Origin of the sequence: Azospirillum endophyticum, assembly GCF_016595245.1 — a bacterium.
In the GTDB taxonomy this organism is placed as follows: domain Bacteria; phylum Pseudomonadota; class Alphaproteobacteria; order Azospirillales; family Azospirillaceae; genus Azospirillum; species Azospirillum endophyticum.
In genome coordinates this window covers 354,093-375,133 of record NZ_JAENHM010000058.1, presented here as the reverse complement: position 1 = coordinate 375,133, position 21,041 = coordinate 354,093, and the positions used below count along the sequence as shown (strand labels likewise).

Below are 21,041 nucleotides of genomic sequence, written 5' to 3'. Positions count from 1 at the left end.
CTTGCTGCCCGGCCATTTTTTCGACCGGATGCCGGGCTGGGTATATCCTTTTCGGCATCATATCGGTCGAGAATCGTATTGGACAGTTATGGTTCTGCGTCCTTAAAGTAGGCTCTACCAACAAATTCGGGCCGAGCTGCGATCAAGACCTTTCCGTGCCCGGTCCTGCCGCCTTCCTCATCCCACAAGCACTGCAATAATCCTCGCCATAAAACTCCAGGGAGTGACTCGGATGTCCAGGAAATGGGTGATCTCCGCCGCCACCGCCGCCGCGGCGCTGATGATTGGTTTCAGCGGGCTCGGCGCCGTCCAGGCGGCCGACAAGAAGCTGGTCGTCGGCTTCTCGCAGATCGGCTCGGAATCGGGCTGGCGCGCGGCCGAGACCAAGACCGCCAAGGCGGAGGCCGACAAGCGCGGCATCGACCTGAAGATCTCCGACGCCCAGCAGAAGCAGGAGAACCAGATCAAGGCGGTGCGCTCCTTCGTCGCCCAGGGCGTCGATGCGATCTTCATCGCGCCGGTGGTGGCGACCGGCTGGGATTCGGTGCTGAAGGAAGCCAAGGAGGCCAAGATCCCGGTGGTTCTGCTCGACCGCCAGATCGAGACCAAGGATCCGAGCCTCTACATGACCGCCGTCACCTCCGACACGGTGCATGAGGGCCGGGTGGCCGGCGAATGGCTGGCCAAGCAGACCGGGGGCAAATGCGCGGTGGTCGAGTTGCAGGGCACCGTCGGCTCGTCGCCGGCCATCAACCGCAAGAAGGGCTTCGACGAGATCGTCGCCAAGAATCCGGGGATGAAGATCGTCCGCACCCAGTCCGGCGACTTCACCCGCGCCAAGGGCAAAGAGGTGATGGAGAGCTTCATCAAGGCCGAGAATGGCGGCAAGGGCATCTGCGCCGTCTACGCCCACAACGACGACATGGCCGTCGGCGCCATCCAGGCGATCAAGGAAGCCGGCCTGAAGCCGGGCAAGGACATCCTGGTCGTCTCCATCGACGGCGTGCCGGACATCTTCAAGGCGATGTCGGAAGGCGAGGCGAACGCCACGGTCGAGCTGACGCCGAACATGGCCGGCCCGGCCTATGACGCGCTGATCGCCTTCAAGAAGGACGGCAAGGCGCCGCCGAAGTGGATCCAGACGGAATCGGCGCTGTTCACTCCGGACACCGCCAAGGCCGAGTATGAGCGCCGCAAGGACGCCTACTGATCTGGGTTGAGGGTTGCAGGAGGGTTCCCTCTCCCGTCCCGGGAGAGGGAAGGGGCCCAAGCGGAGCTTGGGAAGGGTGAGGGGTAGTGCAAGAAGCCATGCGCTTCTGGTTCCTCGGATCATCCCTCACCCTCCCGCCTTCGGCGGGTCCCTCCCTCTCCCGGGACGGGAGAGGGCATCTCTACCGCCCACATTGTTTTTTGCGCATCCCGCGAGGTCCGTCATGACGGCGTCCACCGCTCCCCCTTCCGCGCCGCTGCTGGCGATCCGCGGGCTGTCGAAGGCCTTTCTGGGGGTCCAGGCGCTCGACGGCGTCGATTTCACCCTGCGCCATGGCGAGATCCATGCCCTGCTGGGCGAGAACGGCGCCGGCAAATCGACCCTGATCAAGACGCTGACCGGCGTCTATCAGCGCGACGGTGGTACCGTGGCGCTGGAGGGGCGGGAGATCGCGCCGCGCGGGGTCGAAGAGGCGCAGCGCCTGCACATCGGCACCGTCTATCAGGAGGTCAACCTGCTGCCGAACCTGTCGGTGGCGGAGAATTTGTTCCTGGGCCGCCAGCCGATGCGCTGGGGGCTGGTCGACCGCGGCGCCATGCGGCGGCGGGCGCGGGCGGTGCTGCAGCCCTACGGCCTGTCCGTCGACGTGACGGCCCCGCTCGGTCGCTTCTCGGTGGCGACGCAGCAGATCATCGCCATCGCCCGCGCGGTCGACATGTCGGCCAAGGTGCTGATCCTCGACGAGCCGACCGCCAGCCTCGACGCGCAGGAGGTGGCGGTGCTGTTCAAGGTGATGCGGACCCTGCGGTCGCGCGGGATCGGCATCGTCTTCGTCACCCATTTCCTCGATCAGGTCTATGAGGTCTGCGACAGCATCACCGTCCTGCGCAACGGCCGGCTGGTCGGCGAGCGGCGCACGGCGGACCTGCCGCGCCTCGACCTCGTCGCCATGATGCTGGGGCGGGAGCTGGAGGCGGCGGCCCACCGCATCGACCTCGGCCCGGCGGAGCTGGACAGCCGTCCGCCGCTGGCCAGCTTCAAGGGATTCGGCAAGGCGCGCAGCGTCGAGCCCTTCGACCTCGATATCCGTCCCGGCGAGGTGGTGGCGCTGGCTGGACTGTTGGGCTCCGGCCGGACCGAGACGGTGCGGCTGGTCTTCGGCATGGACCGTGCCGACAAGGGCGAGGCGACGGTCGACGGCCGGCCGGCGCGGCTGAGGGGGCCGCGCGACGCCGTGCGGCTCGGCTTCGGCTTCTGTCCGGAGGACCGCAAGAAGGAGGGCATCGTCGGCGAGCTGTCGGTGCGCGAGAACATCATCCTGGCGCTCCAGGCGCGGCAGGGCTGGCTGAAACCGATCCCGCGCCGCCGCCAGGAGGAGATCGCCGACCGCTTCATCCGCCTGCTCGACATCCGCACCCCGGACGCCGAACGGCCGATCCAGCTGCTGTCGGGCGGCAACCAGCAGAAGGCGCTGCTGGCACGCTGGCTGGCGACCGAGCCGCGGCTGCTGATCCTTGACGAGCCGACGCGCGGCATCGACGTCGGCGCCCATGCCGAGATCATCCGCCTGATCGAGCGGCTGTGCGCCGACGGCATGGCGCTGCTGGTCGTCTCGTCGGAGCTGGAGGAGATCGTCGCCTACAGCCGCCGCGTCGTCGTGCTGCGCGACCGCCGCCATGTGGCGGAACTGAGGGGAGGGGAGGTCAGCGTGGAGCGCATCGTCGCCGCCATCGCGTCGGAGACGCCCAATCCCATCGCGTCGGAGACGCCGAATATCGAGGTGCGGCAATGACGCTGTCCGCCCCCGGCCCGGCGCGCAATTTGCCGCAATATGGCGCGCTGATCGCCGTGCTGCTGGCCAACTGGCTGCTCTTTCCCGATTTCTTCGCCATCCGTCTCCAGGACGGCCGGCTGTTCGGCAGCCTGATCGACGTGCTGAACCGCGGCGCCCCGGTGGCGCTGCTCGCCGTCGGCATGACCATGGTCATCGCCACCCGCGGCGTCGACCTGTCGGTCGGCGCCGTCATGGCGATTTCCGGCGCCATCGCCGCCACCATGACCGGGGCGGGCTGGAGCCTGCCGGCGGTGCTGGCGGCGTCGCTGGCGGCCGGCCTGCTGTGCGGGCTGTGGAACGGCGTGCTGGTGGCGGTGCTGCGCATCCAGCCGATCATCGCCACGCTGATCCTGATGGTCGCCGGCCGCGGCATCGCCCAGCTGGTGACGGAGGGGCAGATCGTCACCTTCACCAGCCCGGCGCTCGCCTTCATCGGCAGCGGGTCCTTCCTGACCGTGCCGATGCCGGTGGTGCTGACCATCGTGCTGCTGGCGGTGACGGCGCTGCTGGTGCGGGCGACGGCGCTGGGGCTGATGATCGAGGCGGTCGGCATCAACCGGCTGTCCAGCGCCGGGGCCGGCGTCAACACGCCGGTGGTGCTGGTCGCCGTCTATGTCTGGTGCGGGCTGTGCGCCGCGGTGGCCGGGCTGATCGTCACCGCCGACATCCGCGGCGCCGACGCCAACAATGCCGGGCTGTGGCTGGAGCTGGACGCCATCCTGGCGGTGGTGGTCGGCGGCACCTCGCTGCTCGGCGGGCGCTTCGGGCTGGTGCTGTCGGTGGTGGGCGCGCTGATCATCCAGTCGATGAACACCGGCATCCTGCTGAGCGGCTTCAAGCCGGAATTCAACCTGATCGTCAAGGCGGGCGTCCTGCTGGTCGTCCTGCTGCTGCAATCGCCGACGCTGACCCTGTTCCTGCCGCGGCCCAGGGGCGCGCGGCCGATCGGGACGGTCAAGCCGCCGGTGGCGCCGACCAGCGGAGGGGCGAAACCATGACCGGTGCACTCCAGCGCTTTCTGCCGCTGGTCGTCACCACCGCCGTGCTGGTGGTGGGATTCCTGATCTGCGCGGCGCAGTTCCCCAACTTCGCTTCCTGGCGGGTGGTGGCAAACCTGCTGACCGACAACGCCTTTCTCGGCATCACCGCGGTCGGCATGACCTTCGTCATCCTGTCCGGCGGCATCGACCTGTCGGTGGGCGCGGTGATCGGCTTCACCACCGTGCTGCTGGCCGTGCTGATCGAGCAGGGCGGCTGGCATCCGGTTCCGGCCTTCGCCGTGGCGCTGATCGCCGCCGGCGGCTTCGGGGCGGCGATGGGTGGGGTGATCCATGTCTTCCAGATGCCGCCCTTCATCGTCACGCTGGCCGGCATGTTCATCGCCCGCGGCCTGGGCTTCGTCCTGACCACCGATTCGGTGCCGATCAACCACCCGCTCTACGGCGAGCTGAACGACATGGCGCTGCGCTTCGATTTCGGGCTGAAGCTGACCCTGCCGGCGCTGCTGATGCTGGGGGTGGTGGTCGCGGCGGTGGTGCTGGCGCACTGGACGCGCTTCGGCGCCAACCTCTATGCGCTGGGCGGCAACCGCCAGTCGGCGGAGCTGATGGGCGTGCCGGTGGCGCGGACGACGGTGGCGGTCTATGGGCTGTCGGGGCTGCTGGCCGGGCTGGCGGGGATCGTCTTCTCGCTCTACACCGGAGCGGGATATTCACTGGCGGCGACCGGGGTGGAGCTGGACACCATCACCGCGGTGGTGATCGGCGGCACCCAGCTGACCGGCGGCTACGGCTATGTCGTCGGCACCTTCGTCGGCGTGCTGATCCAGGGGCTGATCCAGACCTACATCACCTTCGACGGCAGCTTGAGCAGCTGGTGGACCAAGATCGCCATCGGCGTGCTGCTGTTCGTCTTCATCCTGTTGCAGAAGGGCCTGCTGGTGGTCTGGGCCGGCCGCGGCGGCGAACCGGCGGAGGCATGATGCCCATCGAGAGTTTCCTGTTCGATACCGTTGAGGGACGGCCGGTGGAGGGGTTCACCCTCTCCGCCGGCGGGCTGGAGGCGACGGTGGTCGCCCATGGCGCCCGGCTGGTGCGGATGCTGGTGCCCGGCCGCGACGGAACCGCCGCCGACGTGGTGCTGGGCTTCGACCGGCTGGCCGATTACCTGGCGAGCGACGCCTATTTCGGCGCAACCTGCGGCCGCTACGGCAACCGCATCGGCGGCGCGGCCTTCACGCTGGACGGGGTGCGGTACGGGCTGGCCGTCAACGAGCCGCCGAACCAGCTGCATGGCGGCCCGGAGGGGTTCGACCGGCGGATCTGGGAGACAGAGGTCGATGCGGCAGAGAATGCCGTCACCTTCAGGCTGGTCTCGCCGGACGGTGACCAGGGCTATCCGGGGACGCTGACGGCGACGACGCGCTACCAGCTCACCGACGACGGGGTGCTGGACATCCGGATGAGCGCGGTCTGCGACCGGCCGACCATCGTCAACATCGTCCATCACAGCTACTGGAACCTCGGGGGGCACGCATCGGGCGACCTGCGCGACCATCGGCTGGCGGTGCGCGGCGGCTTCACCACGCCGGTCGGCACCGACCTGATCCCGACGGGGGAGGTGCGGCCGGTGGACGGCACCGCCTTCGATTTGCGCGGCGGGGTGGAGCTGGGCGCGGCGCTGGAGGCGGTCGGCGGCTTCGGCTTCGACCACAACTGGTGCCTGGAGGGGCCGGCGGGGGAGCTGCGGCCGGTGGCGGTGCTGGAGCATCCGGCATCGGGCCGGCGGATGGAACTGGCGACCGACCAGCCGGGCCTGCAGGTCTACACAGGTGGGTATCTCAGCGAGAAGATCGTCGGCAAGGGCGGGCAGCCCTATTGCCGCTTCGCCGGGCTGGCGCTGGAGAGCCAGCGTTTCCCCGGCAGCCCGAACATCGGCCATTTTCCCTCGGCCCGGCTCGATCCCGGCGAGATCTACCGCCACCGGATGCAGCTGCGATTCCGGGCGGGTTGAGCGGCGCAGGGGAACCGTCCACCGGCTTGCGGGGTTCATCCAAGGCACTGGGGGCACGGCAGCGGTTCCGCTGCCGCCCCCGCGATGATGCCCACGACGCCGGAAGGAATGGTCGATATGGCTGCGATGCCCGACGCCGCCCGCCCAAGCCCAAATTTCCAGTCCAGCCAGACCCCGACAGGCCCGATCCTGGTGCCGGGCCGGACCTGCTGGCGCATGGAGAAGGCGGACCGGGTGGCGGTCATCATCGACGCTGCCGCCTATTTCGCCCGGATCAAGGCAGCCATCCTCCATGCCCGCCATACGGTGATGCTGATCGGCTGGGATTTCGACACCCGGATCAAGCTGGAGCCCGATGATCCGATGCCGGGCGTGCCGAACGAGCTGGGCGACTTCCTGTCCTGGATCGTCCGGGTGCGGCCGGAGCTGACGATCAATGTGCTGAAATGGGATCTGGCGGTTCTGAAGATGCCGTTCCGCGGCGGGACGCCGCTGGTCCTGCTGGACTGGATCAGCAGCCGGCGCCTGCGCTTCCGCCTGGATTCCGCCCATCCGCCCGGTGGCTGCCACCATCAGAAGATCGCCATCATCGACGATGCGCTGGCCTTCTGCGGCGGCATCGACATGACCACCGACCGCTGGGACACGCCGAACCACCGCGACGACGACCCGCGGCGGGTGCGGCCGAACGGCGAGCCCTACGGCCCCTTCCATGACGTGACCACGGCCGTCGACGGGGATGCTGCACGGGCCTTGGGGGATCTGGCACGGGAGCGCTGGCACCGGGCGACCGGCGAGATGCTGACCCCGCCGCCGCCGGTCCCGGCCTTCTGGCCCGACGATCTGGAGCCCGACTTCCGCGACCTTCCGGTCGCCATCGCCCGCACCGATCCGATGGCGGACCATGAGGGGACGCAGAAGACCGGCAAGCGCGGCGTGCGCGAGATCGAGGCGCTGTATCTGGCCGCCATCGCCGCCGCGCGCGATTTCATCTATCTGGAAAGCCAGTATTTCGCCTCGCAGAAGATCGTCGGCGCCATCATCGACCGGCTGTCGGAACCCGACGGGCCCGAGGTGGTGGTCATCAATCCCGAACGCACGCCCGCCTGGATCGAAGAGGAGTCGATGGGCAGCGCCCGGTCGCTGCTGCTCCAGCGTCTGCACGAGGCGGTCGCCAACCCGCGCTTCCGCATCCTGGCGCCGGTGACCGAGGGCGGCGAGGGCATCTACGTCCATGCCAAGGTGCTGGTGGTCGACGACCGGCTGCTGCGGGTGGGGTCGTCCAACATCAACAACCGGTCCCAGGGGCTGGACACCGAATGCGACCTCGCCATCGAGTGCGCGCCGGGCGAACGGCCGGAGGTCTGCCGGTCCATCCGCTCCGTCCGCACCCGCCTGATGGCGGAGCATCTCGGCGTCTCCGTCGACGAGGTGGAGCGCACGGAGGAGGCGACCGGGTCGCTGACCGCCACGATCGATCGGCTGATCCGGTCGGCCGGCCGTTCGCTCCGCCCGCTGGAGCCGCAACCGCTGACCGAGACGGAGTGCCGGCTGGTGGAGGAGCGGCTGCTCGACCCCGACCGTCCGGAGCCGATGGCGACCACCATCCTGCGCGGGGCGACGGTGTTCGGCGACGTGAACCGGACGGCATGGCGCATCGGTGCCGGGGTGGCGGCGGCGGCGGCGGTGGGGGTCGGACTGGCGCTTCTGGCCCGCCGGAACGGGCGCCGGAAAAAAATGCGCGGAGAGTGAATTCTCCGCTTGCGGGCCACGATCCATCCCGCTACATAAGCGCTCCCCGCGGCGCCCAACGCGGTGCGGGGAAAGCGCTTGTGGCGGAATTGGTAGACGCGCTAGGTTCAGGTCCTAGTGGCTGAAAGGCCGTGGGGGTTCGAGTCCCTCCAAGCGCACCAACACTCTAAGTGTTGGTGAAGAGTAGCAGAAGTATAGTGGGGCCATAGCTCAGCTGGGAGAGCGCTACAATGGCATTGTAGAGGTCAGGAGTTCGATCCTCCTTGGCTCCACCACTTCTGAAGGTTCGGGTAGAGTTTAGGTCTTGTCTATCGGGGTGATGTCTTGTAAAAGGCGCCGCTCCTCAGCGCGGGTGTAGCTCAGTTGGTTAGAGCGCCGGCCTGTCACGCCGGAGGCCGCGGGTTCAAGTCCCGTCACTCGCGCCACTTTGCGGGCGTAGCTCAGGGGTAGAGCACAACCTTGCCAAGGTTGGGGTCGAGGGTTCGAATCCCTTCGCCCGCTCCATGACTGGAGCGACAGTTTTGGGTTCCCGTGGTCTCGTAGCTCAGCGGGAGAGCACTACGTTGACATCGTAGGGGTCACTGGTTCAATCCCAGTCGGGACCACCATTCTGGAGGCCTCAAGGTAACCCCTTGGGGCCTCTGCCATTTCTGCATTTTTCTTGTCGGAACCGCTCCCATCGCACCGCGGTGACGGTGGTTCGGGACGAGGCGCTGACCAAGACTTACAACCGCTTCCACGATCCAGCCGAGACGGCGAACGACATTCGGCGTCTGCGTGATCTGCACGCTTCGATGGATCGAATGGCGCTCCACGCCTATGGCTGGAACCATTTGGCCGACCGGGTACAACCGATTTCCCTTGATGCCGCCAACAAGGACGACCACAAATACCGCGACCGCCTGTTCTGACCCGCCGACCTCCGCGACGAGGTCCTGGCTCGCCTCCTCGCTCAACGCCGACTGCGCCGCCGAGGAGAAGGCCTGGGGCCTGATCCAGCCTCCCGGCTGAGCGGACGACGATGTGGAGGAGAATGTCTGAGCATGGCCAAAATGAGTCGCCCGCAACGGGTCCGCGATCCGATCCACAACCTGATCGAGTTTGACGGTGGCCAGTTCGAAAGCATGTTGTGGCGCGTGATCCAGACGCGCCCCTTTCAGCGTCTGCGCCGCATTCGTCAATTGGGCTTCTCCGAACTGGTCTATCCGGGGGCGACACACACCCGTTTCGCGCACAGCCTCGGCGTCTTCCATACTGCTCGTCGCTTGATGCGGATCATCCGCCATCACATCAAGGCGAACGGAGGCTATGTCGAGCAAAACAAGGCCGACGTGGCGGTGGCCGCCGCGCTGGTTCACGACCTTGGTCATGGCATGCTCAGCCACGCTTTTGAGGACATCGGCGAGAAGCTCGGCCTGAAGATGGCGCACCATGAGCATGTCAGCGACGTGCTGATCCGCGACGGCGAAGTGGCGAGGGAACTGGCCACCTTCAGGCCCAGTTTTCCCGGCGAGGTTGCCGATGTGATCGGGCGCGGGCGTCCGACCAACTTGTACGATGCCGTGGTGTCAAGCCAGTTCGACGCCGACCGTCTCGACTACATGCAGCGAGACCGACTGATGGCCGGTGTCCAGAACAGCGGCATCGACTTCGAATGGCTGCTGGCCAATCTCGAAATCGGCACGGTCGCGACCGGTGTCGATGGTCAGCAACTGGAAGACGTGGAAACTTTCGTCCTTGGCCCGAAGGCCATTCGCGCCGCGGAAACCTACGTCCTTGCCCTTTTCCAGCTCTACCCCACGGTCTACCATCACAAAGCGACACGGGCCGCCGAAAAGCTGTTTTCCGCGTTGATGATCCGATTGATCACGCTGATGCGGGACGGTGCGATGGAGGAGGTTACGGGATTGTCCGCGCGCCACCCCTTCGCTCGCTTCGCCAAGGATGCGGACAGCGTGGAAAACGCGCTGGCGCTGGACGACACCGTTTTCTGGGGGTCGCTCGGTATGCTGTGTGACGCGAAGGATGCGCAGATCAGGGAATGCGCCATACAGCTACGGGATCGAAAGCTTCCCAAGTCTGTTGATATCAGAGGGCAATTGGTCGCCAGCGTCAAAGGCATGAAGGCGGATACCCCGGCTGAGCGGAACGAGATCAAGCGGAGGCTCAATCGCCTGACCGAGAACATCGAGAATGCACTGAACGCCTGGTCGCAGAGCAAGTCCACCGGCGCCCCCCGCATCCTCGTTGATCGCGAGGAAAGGGTGCCTTACAAGCTGCTGGATGAATCCAAAGGGCCATTGAATCAGATCCGCATCAAGACCGACGATGGCCAAATCCGCGATATGGCAGAGGTGTCGTCGGTTGTGTCCAGCATTGAAACATTCAAGCTCTTCCGTGCCTATATCAAGGCCGGAGATCATGAGGCAAAAGCCGCTGCGGACGCCATCGTCGCGGAGGAACTCGGGAGAACGGACAATGACTGAAAAGCTCGATCGCCAGAAGGCTGCGGAAATCGTTCGGGACGCAGGTGGTGAGATCGTCGGTCGCACGAAGCTCCAGAAGGTGGCCTATCTGCTGGAATTAGCCGGCTTTGGCGAAGGGTTCCCGTTTTCCTACCGGCATTACGGCCCCTATAGCGAAAATCTGGCGGACGCCATCCGCATGGCCGACGCCTTCGGGCTGGTCGTCGAGGAGGAGCGCCAAGCCAGTTGGGGCGGGGGATATTCCATCTATCGTGCGACGGATCATGTCGGTCTGGCGGCTCAGACGGACAGGGCGGCCTTTGCCCGAGTGGCTGCAAGCGTCGACTCCGTGGAGTTGGAGCTTGCGGCCACAGCCGCCTATTTGGCCGCTGTCGAGAATAGCCCTGACCCTTGGGGCGAGACGGCGCGTCGGAAACCGGAAAAGGCGAACGGGGAGCGGATGGAGCGCGCCAAGGCCGCATACCGGCTGCTGCGCGAGCTGAAGACGGACCAGCCGTTACCGAACATCGTCTGATTCCCTTCGCCCGAGCGCCGTGCCTTGACCACCAGCGCCGATGCGCGTGGCTCATGAAGGCAAGCTTGGCCGCCAGGTCTCCGGCCAGCAGGCGCTCGCGGTTCTTGGTGAAGCCCGTACCGTCCCACACTGGGGCGTCCATCGACAAGCCGGCGAACCAGCGGAACAGTAGAGTGTAGTCGAACTGTTCCATCACCGAGCGCACCGAATAGAAGGGCTGGAGCAGCAATGCCCGCAGCCGCAGCTTCTCCGTTGGGATCGAGGGGCGTCCGATCCCCGCATCCTCCCCTCGCCGACCTGCGTCGCTTGTCACGGAAGGGAATCACGTCCGGTCGCCTCAGCCCAGCCCTTTTCCCGCAGCCGGCTAGGGCCACTTGCAGCCGGCGGGCCGGCTGCCGATAATGCGCCTCCTTCCAACCACCGGCCGTCCGTTCCAGAGATATCCGGCCGGCCGAGAGGAGACGAGCCGCGTGTTTGACCCTTCCGACCTTCGCCGCCTGACCGATCCCGGTGCTTTCGAGCGGGGACGGCACTATTGGCGGGATGGCCGCGTCAAGCAAATCGAGGCGGACCATGAGCCCGGCGACGGCTGGACCGTGACGGCGGCGGTCCGGGGATCGAGGGGTGCGCTCTACCGGCAAGATATCACGGTCAAACTCGTCCACGGCGTGCTGCAGGAACTGGACGGCAATTGCGACTGTCCGGTGGGCTACAACTGCAAGCATGTCGTCGCGGCGATGCTGGCCTGGGACGAGCGTTCCCGCAAGCTGCCGGCAGCGGCGCCGGCCCGAGCACCGGCGCCGCTGCNCAAGCTGCCGGCAGCGGCCCCGGCCCGAGCACCGGCGCCGCTGCCGGTCCGGTTCGGAGCCGCCGTTGAGCAACAGGCGATCCCGGCGGACTCCGGACTTTCGGCGCCGGTGAAGGACCTGCTGTCGCGGCTTGCCGCGGCGGCGCTGCGCGACGGTACCGACCAGTATGCGGACACCGTGCGCAAGCGGCTTCTCTATGTGCTCGGCTTCGGCGATTCGCGGTCCGGTGAGCGGGGCCTGCTGCTCCGCATCGTCTCCGTCACCCTGCGCAAGGACGGCCAGTTCTCCACTGACGACAAGGCGTATGATGCCTATCAATTCAACACCCTGAACACCGCGAAGTTCGTCACTCCGACCGACCACGAGCTGCTGAAGGCGGTGTCGCGCAACGGACAGTCCGCTTCGCAGGGGTTCCTGCTGCCGCCCGAAATCGCTCCCTGGCTGATCGAGCGCCTGCTGCGCACCGGACGGCTCTATTGGCAGGATTTCCGCAAGGCTGCGCCGCTGCGCCCCGGCCCGGCCCTGTCCGGCACGCCGCGCTGGGAAACCGACGGCGCCGGCAACCAGAGCTTCACCGTCGCGATCGAACCGAAATCAGACGGCATGCCGCCGGCATTCGTGCTGCCGACCGTGCCGCTGCTCTATGTCGATCCGGCGGAGGCCGCCTGCGGCCCGGTCGAGGCGGCGGCGGTGTCTCCACACATCGCCGCCGCGCTGCTGACGGCCCCGGCGCTGCCGCCGGGAGAGGTCGCCGTCTTCCGGACCGAGGCGGAGCGCTTCGGCGACCGTCTGCCGGTGCTGCCGGATCCCCCGGCGCGGGCGGAGCGGCGCCGCGTCACGCCCCGGCCGGTGCTTCGGCTGGCGGCGGCACGGCCGGTGGGGATGTACGGCCTTTATCAGCCGGGCTATGGGCGATCGGGCTATGGGATGATGGAGGCCCCCGAGATCGCGGTCGCCGATTTGCTGTTCGACTATACCGGCATCCGCCTGCATTGGAAGCGGGGCGGGCCGCCGCTGCAATGGATGGAGGACGGCGTCCTCGTCACCGCCGAGCGGTGGCCGGCGGAGGAGAAGAAGGCGGTCAAGCGCCTGAAGGAGACCGGGCTCGACATCCCGCCGCTGCCGCTCAGCGTCGGCGGTGCCCCGTCGGTCCGGGGTGAACTGTTCGCGGCACCAGGCGACGAGTTCGACGAGCGGTCGATCTGGCTCGATTTCTGCCATTCGGTGCTGCCCGAACTGAAGGCCGCCGGCTGGAGCGTCGAGGTCGCCCCGGGATTTCCCTACGAGGTTCTGGACGCGCCGAAGGATTGGGCGTTCGAGGTCGGGGACGGGTCCGGCATCGACTGGTTCAGCCTGTCGCTGGGCGTCGATGTCGGTGGGGAGCGGATCGACCTGCTGCCGATCCTGCGCGAGGTGATCGACGCGCTCGCCCGGGTCGACCCGGATCTTTTCGACGATGGCTTTTTCGAGGATGAGGATTTCGGCGACGAAGCGGGCGGGCAGGCCCAGGATCAGGATGTGGGCCGGAACGTTGGCCGGGAGGCGGGCCTGGAGGCGGTGCTGGAGCAGCTGGCGCCGTCTGGGACGATGTTCGTGCGGATCGGCGCCAACCGCTACATGCCGCTGGAGGTGGAGCGGCTGAAGCCGATGATCGGCGTGCTGATGGAGCTGTTCGGCCTGCAACCCGGCGGCGGGGAGCTGCGGATCGGCCGGTCCCATCTGGGCGACCTGTCGGCGCTGGAGGATGCGGCGGCGGCGGCCGGCATCCCGCTGCTGGGCGCCGACGCCGTCCGCAGCATGGCAAAGGCCCTGCGCGAGGCGGGCGGCGTGCCGGCGGTGCCGCCGCCGCAAGGGCTGCACGCCACCCTGCGCCCCTACCAGCAGGCCGGGCTGGACTGGCTGCAGTTCCTGGGCGCCCATGGTTTCGGCGGCATCCTGGCCGACGACATGGGGCTGGGGAAGACCGTGCAGGCGCTGGCCCATCTGATGGCGGAGAAGGAGGCCGGGCGGCTCGACCGGCCCAGCCTGCTGATCGCGCCGACCAGCGTGCTCGGCAACTGGCGGGCGGAGGTCCAGCGCTTCGCCCCGACCCTGCGCACGGTGATCCTGCACGGGCCGCAGCGCAAGGAGGCCCATGGGTCGCTGGCCGACTACGACCTGGTGGTGACCTCCTATGCCCTGCTGCCGCGCGACCGCGAGGTGCTGACGTCCATTCCCTGGCATATGGCGATCTTCGACGAGGCGCAATATCTCAAGAATCCTGCCGGCCAGTCCTACAAGGCGGCGCAGGCCCTGGAGGCGCGCCAGCGCCTATGCCTGACCGGCACCCCGGTGGAAAACAATCTGGACGAGCTGTGGGCGCTGTTCGCGGTCAGCATGCCGTCGCTGTTCGGCGACCGCACCGGCTTCCGCCGCACCTTCCGCACCCCCATCGAGAAGCATGGCGACGCCGAGCGCCAGCGCGTTCTGGCCCGCCGCGTCCGCCCCTTCCTGCTGCGCCGCACCAAGGAGCAGGTGGCGGGGGACCTGCCGCCCAAGACCGAGATCCTGGAGACGGTGGAGCCCGGCGACAGCCAGCGCGACCTTTATGAGACCATCCGCCTGACCATGGACCAGCGGGTGCGCGAGGAGGTGGCGCGCAAGGGGCTGGCGCGCAGCCACATCACCATCCTCGACGCGCTGCTGAAGCTGCGGCAGGTCTGCTGCGACCCGCGGCTGGTGAAGCTGGAGAGCGCCCGCAAGCGGGTGGCGAAGGGGGCGGTGTCGGCCAAGCTCGACCGGCTGCTGGAGATGCTGCCGGAGCTGCTGGACGACGGCCGGCGCATCCTGCTGTTCTCGCAGTTCACCTCGATGTTCGACCTGATGCGGCCGGAGCTGGAGCGGTTGGGCATCCCCTTCGTCGAGCTGACCGGCGACACCAGGGACCGCGAGACGCCGGTCAGGCGCTTCCAGGCCGGCGAGGTGCCGCTGTTCCTCATCAGCCTGAAGGCCGGCGGCACCGGGCTGAACCTGACCGCCGCTGACACGGTGATCCATTACGACCCGTGGTGGAACCCGGCGGTGGAGGACCAGGCGACCGACCGCGCCCACCGCATCGGCCAGGACAAGCCGGTCTTCGTCTACAAGCTGGTCACCACCGGCACGGTGGAGGAGCGCATGGTCCAGCTTCAGGAGCGCAAGCGCCGGCTGGGCGAGGCGGTCTACGACCAGGACCGCACGGCGGAGGATCTGCTGACCGCCGACGACCTCGACTTCCTGCTGGCGCCGATCGACGGGTGACGGCGCATTTGTTTCCCTCTCCCGCCCCGGGAGAGGGCATGGAGCCGACGGCCATAGGCCGGACGACTGCAACGCAGTCGTAGGTGGAATGCAGTCGCGAGGCTTGCGAGCGACTTCGGAGCCCATGCGGAGCATGAGAAGGGTGAGGGGTTGGGCAGGAAGCCATGCGGTTCGGGAGTCTTGGACTCCCCCTCACCCTCCCCACCGCTGCGCGGCGGGTCCCCTCCCTCTCCCGGGGCGGGAGAGGGCGCTGCAGGGTTCAGATCATCGCCAGCGGCTGCTTGCGCTTGGGCGGCGGGAAGGCCTTGTCGATCTCGGCGATGTCCTCGGCGGTCAGGGTCAGCTTCACGGCCTCGGCGTTCTCGATGGCGTGCACCGTGGATCCCGCCTTGGGGATCGCGATCACGCCTTGCTGCCGGAGCGCCCAGGCAATCGCCACCTGCGCCGGGGTGGCGTCATGGCGCTTCGCCACCGCCAAGAGCGCAGGGGAGCGCAGCAGGCGGCCGCCCTGGCCGATGGGGGAATAGGCCATCACCGGCATGCGCGCGGTGTGCTGGAACGGCAGAAGGTCATATTCGATGCCGCGGTGTTCGGGGTTGTAGAGCACCTGATTGACGGCGCAGCCGTGCAGGTCGGTGGCCTCGGCCAACTCCTCCAGATCGTCGACGTCGAAGTTGGAGACGCCCCAGCGGGCGATCTTGCCGGCCTGGATCAGCGTCTCGAACGCCTCGACCGTCTCCTCCAGCGGCACGCCGCCGCGCCAGTGCAGCAAATAGAGGTCGATGCGGTCGAGCCCCAGCCGCTTCAGGCTGCGCTCGCAGGCCTTGACCGTGCCGGTGCGCGACGCATTGCTGGGCAGGACCTTGGTGACGACGAACAGCCCGTCGCGCCGGCCGGCGATGGCCTCACCCACCAGCTCTTCCGACGCGCCGTCGCCATACATCTCGGCGGTGTCGATCAGGGTCAGGCCACGGTCGATGCCAGCCCGGATGGCGGCGATCTCGGCGGCGCGGTCGCCGCGCCCCTCCGCCATCATCCAGGTGCCCTGGCCGAGAGCCGGGACCTCGGTGCCGTCCGGCAGGGTCACGCGCTTCATCTTCCTCTCTCCCGTCTGTGTCGCCGAAAGACAACAAGCTGGCCTCGCGGGGCCAGCTTGTCGATGGATCTTCGGTGGGCTTTCCGGGGGATGGGACGGGGTTATGCCGCCTTTTTCGGCGCCCCGGCATGGCCGCCTTCGAGGAAGTTCAGCAGCTCCTCGCGGTAGTCGTAATAGCGCGGGTGCTCCAGCAGGGCCTGGCGGGTGCGGGGATGGGGGATGTCGACGGTCAGGACGTGGCCGATCTTGGCGTTCGGGCCGTTGGTCATCATCACCACCCGGTCGGCCAGCAGCAGCGCCTCGTCCACGTCGTGGGTCACGCAGACCGCCGTGACCTTGGTGCGCGCCCACACCTCCATCAGCACCTCCTGCAGCTCCCAGCGGGTCAGGCTGTCGAGCATGCCGAAGGGCTCGTCGAGCAGCAGGAGCTTGGGCGACAGGGCGAAGGCGCGGGCGATACCGACGCGCTGCTTCATGCCGTTGGAAAGCTCCGACGCCTTCTTGTCCATGCTGTCGCCAAGGCCGACGCGGGCGAGGTAATAGCGGGAGATGTCGGCGCGCTCGCCCTTGCTCGCATGGGGGAAGACGCGGTCGACACCGAGCATGACGTTTTCATAGGCGGTCAGCCAGGGGAACAGGCTGGGGGCCTGGAACACCACGGCGCGGTCGGGACCGGCGCCGTCCACCTCCTTGCCGTCCAGCACGATGCCGCCGCTGGTCACATCCGCGAGGCCGGCGACCATCGACAGCACGGTGGACTTGCCGCAGCCGGAATGGCCGATCAGCGAGACGAACTCGCCCTTGCGCATCTTCAGATCGAAGCCGTCCACCACGGTCAGCGGCCCCTTCGGCGTGGCAAAGGTCTTGGTCAGGCGGGTGAATTCGAGATAGCGGTCCTCCATCCCGCGCCCGCCCATCGCCTCGATGTAGGCCTTGGGCGGGGGCGAGGCGGTGATCGGCTTCACGTCGGGCAGCACCAAGCCGTCATCGCCACCGGTGCCGCGGGCGACGCCGACCTCCATTAGATAGGCGGTGACCTCGGCGCGCAGGCGCTTGAAGTCCTCGTCATGGTTGACGGCGGTGCGGTCGCGCGGGCGCGGCAGGTCGACGGTGAAGGCGGGGCCGAGCGTGGCGTTCGGGCCGGGCGTCAGGGGCACGATGCGGTCGGCCAGCAGGATCGCCTCGTCCACATCGTTGGTGATGAGGATGACGGTCTTGCGGTCCTTGCGCCAGATCGCCTCGATCTCGTCCTGAAGCTTGGCGCGGGTCAGGGCGTCGAGCGCCGACAGCGGCTCGTCCAGCAGCAGCATCTCCGGGCTCATGGCGAGCGCGCGGGCGAAGCCGACGCGCTGGCGCATGCCGCCCGACAGCTCCTTCGGCCGGCGGTCGGTGGCATGACCCAGGCCCACCGTCTCCACCGCCCGGCGGGTCAATACGCCGCGTTCAGCGCCGCCCTTGGCCTTGTGGACGGCATCGACGGCGAGCGCGACATTCTCCTTCACGCTGAGCCAGGGCATCAGCGAGTAGGACTGGAAGACCAAGCCGCGCTCCGGGCCGGGGCCGGTGACCGGCTTGCCGCGGTAGAGCACCTCGCCTGTGTCGGGCATCGCCAGACCGGCGATCAGGTTGATCAGCGTCGACTTGCCGGAGCCGGAGAAGCCGACGATGGCGACGAATTCGCCCTCTTCGATCGACAGGTCGATGTCGCGCAGCACCTGCGTGGCACCGTAGGACTTCGACACACCCTTCAGGTCCAGGATCGCCATGGCCGGTCTCCTTAGCGGGCGGGGCTGTGGCTGACGGCGGACTGGAGCGCCAGCATCACGCGGTCGAGCAGGAAGCCGATCAGGCCGATGGTGAAGACCGCCACCATGATCTTGGCGAGCGAGCTGGAGGAGCCGTTCTGGAACTCGTCCCAGACGAACTTGCCGAGGCCGGGGTTCTGCGCCAGCATCTCCGCGGCGATCAGGACCATCCAGCCCACGCCCAGCGACAGGCGCAGGCCGGTGAAGATGAAGGGCAGGGCCGAGGGCAGCACGAGGCGGCGGACCATGGTGAAGCCGGAGAGCTGAAGCACCTTGCCGACATTCATCAGGTCGCGGTCGATGGAGGAGACGCCGACCGCCGTGTTGATCAGCGTCGGCCACAGCGAACACAGCGTGACGGTGATGGCCGAGGTCAGGAAGGACTTCTCGAACAGCGGGTCGCTGCCCGACACGGTGGCGCTGACCACCATGGTGACCAGCGGCAGCCAGGCCAGCGGCGACACCGGCTTGAAGATCTGGATCAGCGGGTTGATCGCGGCGTTGACGGTCGGCGACAGGCCGCTCGCCACCCCTAGCGGCACCGCCACCAGGGCGCCGAGCAGGAAGCCGGTGAAGACCGTCTTCAGGCTGGTGACGATCTGGTCGAGGTAGGTCGGCTTGCCGGCATAGGGGCGGGTCTTGACCTCCGCCTTCGGGTCCTTCGCCAGGATCTCGGCGTTGCGCTTGGCCTGCCGCTCGTAGAAGGCGGCTTCCTTGGCGCGTTCGGCCTTGTGGTCGGCGTAGAGGTTGGTCGCCTGCTCCCACACCTGGGCCGGGCCGGGGATGGCGCCGAGGCTGGTCTGCACCTGCGGGGCGGCCCAGCCCCAGGCGGCGAGGAACAGCAGGATGGCGGTCAGCGGGATGCCCATCTGGCGCCACAGCTCGACGCCCTGCTGGCGCGGGTTCTCGCCGGCGGCGAGCCGTAGCAGCGGCGCCAGCCAGCCGAGGCCGACGGCGGTCAGGGCGGAGGCGATGCGGTTGAGGGTGTGGGCGCGGCGGGCCTTGCGCTGGGCGCGGGCAAGGTCGGCGGAGGTGTCGGTCAGGCTGGTCATGGCGGGGTGTCCTGAGCTGTCAGCGGGCGTGGGGGCGTCGGCTACGATTGCCCCCACCCCGACCCTCCCCCGCTTCGCAGGGGAGGGGGCCTTATGGGGAGGCGGCGGCAGTCCCCTCCTCCGCCCAGCGGGGGAGGGTTAGGGTGGGGGCATCGGGCTGGCGCTCAGCCCCCCACCACCTGACCGCCCTCGACCTTCTGGTCGCCTTTCAGGCCGATGGGCTGCTTGGCGAGGTAGTCGTTCGGCTTGTGGCCGTCATAGGGGATGCCGTCGATGAAGCCGGTGTCGACCGGCTTGTAGCCGTCGCTCTTCCACGGGAAGTCGGTTTCCTTCGACTTGCCTTCCTCGACCAGCAGCTTGGCGGCCTGGAGATAGATGTCCGGCTTGTAGACCTTGCGGGCGGTCTCGTCGTACCAGGCGTCCGGCTTGGCCTCGGCGATCTGGCCCCAGCGGCGCATCTGGGTCAGGTACCAGACGGCGTCGGAATAGAAGGGGTAGGTCGCGTTGTAGCGGAAGAAGACGTTGAAATCGGGAACGTCGCGCTTGTCGCCCTTCTCGTACTCGAAGGTGCCGGTCATCGAATTGGCGATGACCTTGGCGTCGGCGCCGACATATTCGGACTTGGCGAGGATCTTCACCGCTTCGGCGCGGTTGGCGTTGTTGTCCTCGTCCAGCCACTGGGCGGCGCGGATCAGCGCCTTGACGACGGCCAGATGGGTCTTGGGGTTCTTCTTAGCCCAGTCGTCGGTGACGCCGAAGACCTTCTCGGGGTTGTTCTTCCAGATCTCGGTGTCGGTGATGACCGGCACGCCGATGCCCTTGACCACCGCCTGCTGGTTCCACGGCTCGCCGACGCTGTAGCCGTAGATGGTGCCGGCTTCCAGCGTTGCCGGCATCTGCGGCGGCGGGGTGACCGACAGCAGCGCGTCGGCGCCGATCTGGCCCGACACGTCGGTCGGGCTGTAGAAGCCGGGGTTGATCCCGCCAGACGCCAGCCAGTAGCGCAGCTCGTAATTGTGGGTCGAGACCGGGAAGACCATGCCCATGTTGAAGGGCTTGCCCTCGGCCTTGTACTGGGCGATCACCGGCTTCAGCGCGTCGGCCTTGATCGGGTGGACCGGCTTGCCGTCGGCGCCGGTGGGCACGTTGGCCTTCATCTTCCGCCAGACGTCGTTCGACAGCGTGATGCCGTTGCCGTTCAGGTCCATCGAGAAGGCGGTGACGATGTGCGCCTTGGTGCCGAAGCCGATGGTGGCGCCCAGCGGCTGGCCGGCCAGCATGTGGGCGCCGTCCAGCTCGCCGGAGATCACGCGGTCGAGCAGGACCTTCCAGTTCGCCTGCGGCTCCAGCGTGACGGACAGCCCTTCATCCTCGAAGAAGCCCTTCTCGACGGCGATGGCGAGCGGCGCCATGTCGGTCAGCTTGATGAAGCCGAGCTTGAGCTGCTCCTTTTCGACGTCGAGCGGGGCGGCATGGGCAGAGACGCCTGCGGTCAGGGCGACGGCGGCAATGGCCAATGGGGCAGCGGATGCGAGAAGGCGGCGGAGGGTGCGGTGGGCCACGTCGGTTGCTCCATCTCTGAAATCCGGACCAGCGGTCGGGCGTGCGACACCGGTGACGATTTTCTGGGCAAGTCCCGGACTGGCTGTTTTTCGGGCAGATGGCTATGAGGTGCCTTGGCCGTCGAAAGCGTCCAGCGGGATCGACCGGAAAAGCCTTAGGAAAAGGCTTGTCGATACCGGGGTCGGCAACACTGCCGGGGGCTGGCCCATCATTGGACGCTTGGGATGCACGCACCGTCGTTGGCGCGTCTCTGGCCCCCTCTTCGCAAGCCTCATGCCAAAGGATGGCTTTTGCTGAAAAATCGGCCGGAGCGGTTGATTCCGTTGGCTATGACCCGGCGGAAGGTATGAACCGCCTGCCGAGGGTATTACGCCGTCTGCCGTTTTTTGCGGCGCACACAAAGCTGACTGGCCAAGCTTTGTGCAATACCTAAGCATGATCCAAAAATAGGCACCTAGGTACTGGATGTGGTAAGGCCCGGGAATCCGCGGAATCCCTGGAGTTTTTGCCCGGTGCATCCGGTGATGCGGCGACTGGCACGCGGTTTGCGAAGGAGACTGCGAGACAACAGCGGGCGCCAGCAACGTCGCCAGTGCCCGCGACACCGCCGAAGCCCACGCGACGACGCG

General features: G+C 67.6%; 14 protein-coding genes, 5 tRNA genes and 1 pseudogene. 15 read left to right on the top strand and 5 right to left on the bottom strand.

Translation table 11 applies throughout. The features are described from left to right. Positions 1 to 232 precede the first annotated feature (232 nt). The 14 genes from ytfQ (at position 233) to JHL17_RS20060 (ending at position 10,808) form a co-directional block, all read left to right on the top strand. Positions 233 to 1,210, top strand: coding sequence for a galactofuranose ABC transporter, galactofuranose-binding protein YtfQ (gene ytfQ / locus JHL17_RS20125; RefSeq protein ID WP_200195751.1), 978 nt, complete (start codon positions 233 to 235; stop codon positions 1,208 to 1,210). A 223-nt stretch (positions 1,211 to 1,433) separates the two neighbouring features. Continuing rightward, positions 1,434 to 3,002: a galactofuranose ABC transporter, ATP-binding protein YtfR gene (gene ytfR / locus JHL17_RS20120; RefSeq protein WP_200195749.1), complete on the top strand. Its 1,569-nt coding sequence runs from the start codon at positions 1,434 to 1,436 to the stop codon at positions 3,000 to 3,002. Beyond that, a complete protein-coding gene (locus JHL17_RS20115) occupies positions 2,999 to 4,042 on the top strand; it encodes an ABC transporter permease (RefSeq protein ID WP_200195747.1) in 1,044 nt (347 codons plus the stop codon). Before ytfR ends, JHL17_RS20115 begins: the two co-directional genes overlap by 4 nt. Further along, on the top strand, positions 4,039 to 5,025 hold the full coding sequence (gene yjfF / locus JHL17_RS20110; protein WP_200195746.1) for a galactofuranose ABC transporter, permease protein YjfF: 987 nt from the start codon (positions 4,039 to 4,041) through the stop codon (positions 5,023 to 5,025). The genes JHL17_RS20115 and yjfF overlap by 4 nt, the downstream gene beginning before the upstream one ends. Further along, complete coding sequence (locus JHL17_RS20105) at positions 5,022 to 6,056, top strand: aldose epimerase family protein (protein WP_200195744.1); 1,035 nt, start codon at positions 5,022 to 5,024, stop codon at positions 6,054 to 6,056. Before yjfF ends, JHL17_RS20105 begins: the two co-directional genes overlap by 4 nt. A 117-nt stretch (positions 6,057 to 6,173) precedes the next feature. Further along, positions 6,174 to 7,808 (top strand): phospholipase D-like domain-containing protein, encoded by a 1,635-nt coding sequence (locus JHL17_RS20100; protein WP_200195743.1) that lies wholly within the window; start codon positions 6,174 to 6,176, stop codon positions 7,806 to 7,808. Positions 7,809 to 7,882: 74 nt separating this feature from the next. Further along, positions 7,883 to 7,969: transfer RNA gene (locus JHL17_RS20095), tRNA-Leu, on the top strand. A gap of 38 nt (positions 7,970 to 8,007) precedes the next feature. Continuing rightward, positions 8,008 to 8,083 (top strand) — tRNA-Ala (locus JHL17_RS20090). A 73-nt stretch (positions 8,084 to 8,156) separates the two neighbouring features. Beyond that, a tRNA-Asp gene (locus JHL17_RS20085) sits at positions 8,157 to 8,233 on the top strand. 4 nt (positions 8,234 to 8,237) lie between these two features. Then, a tRNA-Gly gene (locus JHL17_RS20080) sits at positions 8,238 to 8,312 on the top strand. Positions 8,313 to 8,341: 29 nt separating this feature from the next. Beyond that, positions 8,342 to 8,416: transfer RNA gene (locus tag JHL17_RS20075), tRNA-Val, on the top strand. Between the two features lie 24 nt (positions 8,417 to 8,440). Continuing rightward, on the top strand, positions 8,441 to 8,719 hold the full coding sequence (locus tag JHL17_RS20070) for a hypothetical protein (RefSeq protein WP_200195741.1): 279 nt from the start codon (positions 8,441 to 8,443) through the stop codon (positions 8,717 to 8,719). A 132-nt stretch (positions 8,720 to 8,851) separates the two neighbouring features. Continuing rightward, the gene (locus JHL17_RS20065) at positions 8,852 to 10,294 is read left to right on the top strand and encodes an HD domain-containing protein (RefSeq protein WP_200195740.1); all 1,443 of its coding nucleotides are present in this window, start codon (positions 8,852 to 8,854) and stop codon (positions 10,292 to 10,294) included. Continuing rightward, on the top strand, positions 10,287 to 10,808 hold the full coding sequence (locus JHL17_RS20060) for a hypothetical protein (RefSeq protein ID WP_200195952.1): 522 nt from the start codon (positions 10,287 to 10,289) through the stop codon (positions 10,806 to 10,808). Before JHL17_RS20065 ends, JHL17_RS20060 begins: the two co-directional genes overlap by 8 nt. A gap of 64 nt (positions 10,809 to 10,872) precedes the next feature. Here JHL17_RS20060 and JHL17_RS20055 read toward each other — a convergent pair. Further along, a pseudogene (locus tag JHL17_RS20055) lies at positions 10,873 to 11,082 on the bottom strand (transposase); the annotation flags it as partial. A 127-nt stretch (positions 11,083 to 11,209) separates the two neighbouring features. On the opposite strand from JHL17_RS20055, the gene JHL17_RS20050 reads away from it, so the two are divergent. After that, a complete protein-coding gene (locus JHL17_RS20050) occupies positions 11,210 to 14,896 on the top strand; it encodes a DEAD/DEAH box helicase (RefSeq protein ID WP_211113477.1) in 3,687 nt (1,228 codons plus the stop codon). 259 nt (positions 14,897 to 15,155) lie between these two features. Here JHL17_RS20050 and JHL17_RS20045 read toward each other — a convergent pair whose 3' ends face one another. The 4 genes from JHL17_RS20045 to JHL17_RS20030 all read right to left on the bottom strand — a co-directional run bounded on the left by JHL17_RS20045 (position 15,156) and on the right by JHL17_RS20030 (position 20,411). Next, positions 15,156 to 15,992, bottom strand: coding sequence for an aldo/keto reductase (locus tag JHL17_RS20045; RefSeq protein WP_200195736.1), 837 nt, complete (start codon positions 15,990 to 15,992; stop codon positions 15,156 to 15,158). 101 nt (positions 15,993 to 16,093) lie between these two features. Beyond that, on the bottom strand, positions 16,094 to 17,758 hold the full coding sequence (locus tag JHL17_RS20040) for an ABC transporter ATP-binding protein (protein ID WP_200195734.1): 1,665 nt from the start codon (positions 17,756 to 17,758) through the stop codon (positions 16,094 to 16,096). Positions 17,759 to 17,769: 11 nt separating this feature from the next. Continuing rightward, positions 17,770 to 18,849 carry an ABC transporter permease gene (locus JHL17_RS20035; protein ID WP_200195732.1) on the bottom strand — a complete coding sequence of 360 codons (1,080 nt, stop codon included), beginning with the start codon at positions 18,847 to 18,849 and terminating at the stop codon, positions 17,770 to 17,772. Between the two features lie 164 nt (positions 18,850 to 19,013). Continuing rightward, the gene (locus tag JHL17_RS20030; protein ID WP_200195730.1) at positions 19,014 to 20,411 is read right to left on the bottom strand and encodes an ABC transporter substrate-binding protein; all 1,398 of its coding nucleotides are present in this window, start codon (positions 20,409 to 20,411) and stop codon (positions 19,014 to 19,016) included. Positions 20,412 to 21,041: the final 630 nt, after the last annotated feature.

Excerpts from the sequence above, each read along its gene's own strand:
- ytfQ (WP_200195751.1), top strand. The coding sequence starts at position 233 with ATGTCCAGGAAATGGGTGATCTCCGCCGCCACCGCCGCCGCGGCGCTG.
- ytfR (WP_200195749.1), top strand. The coding sequence starts at position 1,434 with ATGACGGCGTCCACCGCTCCCCCTTCCGCGCCGCTGCTGGCGATCCGC.
- JHL17_RS20115 (WP_200195747.1), top strand. The coding sequence starts at position 2,999 with ATGACGCTGTCCGCCCCCGGCCCGGCGCGCAATTTGCCGCAATATGGC.
- yjfF (WP_200195746.1), top strand. The coding sequence starts at position 4,039 with ATGACCGGTGCACTCCAGCGCTTTCTGCCGCTGGTCGTCACCACCGCC.
- JHL17_RS20105 (WP_200195744.1), top strand. The coding sequence starts at position 5,022 with ATGATGCCCATCGAGAGTTTCCTGTTCGATACCGTTGAGGGACGGCCG.
- JHL17_RS20100 (WP_200195743.1), top strand. The coding sequence starts at position 6,174 with ATGGCTGCGATGCCCGACGCCGCCCGCCCAAGCCCAAATTTCCAGTCC.
- JHL17_RS20065 (WP_200195740.1), top strand. The coding sequence starts at position 8,852 with ATGGCCAAAATGAGTCGCCCGCAACGGGTCCGCGATCCGATCCACAAC.
- JHL17_RS20060 (WP_200195952.1), top strand. The coding sequence starts at position 10,287 with ATGACTGAAAAGCTCGATCGCCAGAAGGCTGCGGAAATCGTTCGGGAC.
- JHL17_RS20045 (WP_200195736.1), bottom strand. The coding sequence starts at position 15,992 with ATGAAGCGCGTGACCCTGCCGGACGGCACCGAGGTCCCGGCTCTCGGC.
- JHL17_RS20040 (WP_200195734.1), bottom strand. The coding sequence starts at position 17,758 with ATGGCGATCCTGGACCTGAAGGGTGTGTCGAAGTCCTACGGTGCCACG.
- JHL17_RS20035 (WP_200195732.1), bottom strand. The coding sequence starts at position 18,849 with ATGACCAGCCTGACCGACACCTCCGCCGACCTTGCCCGCGCCCAGCGC.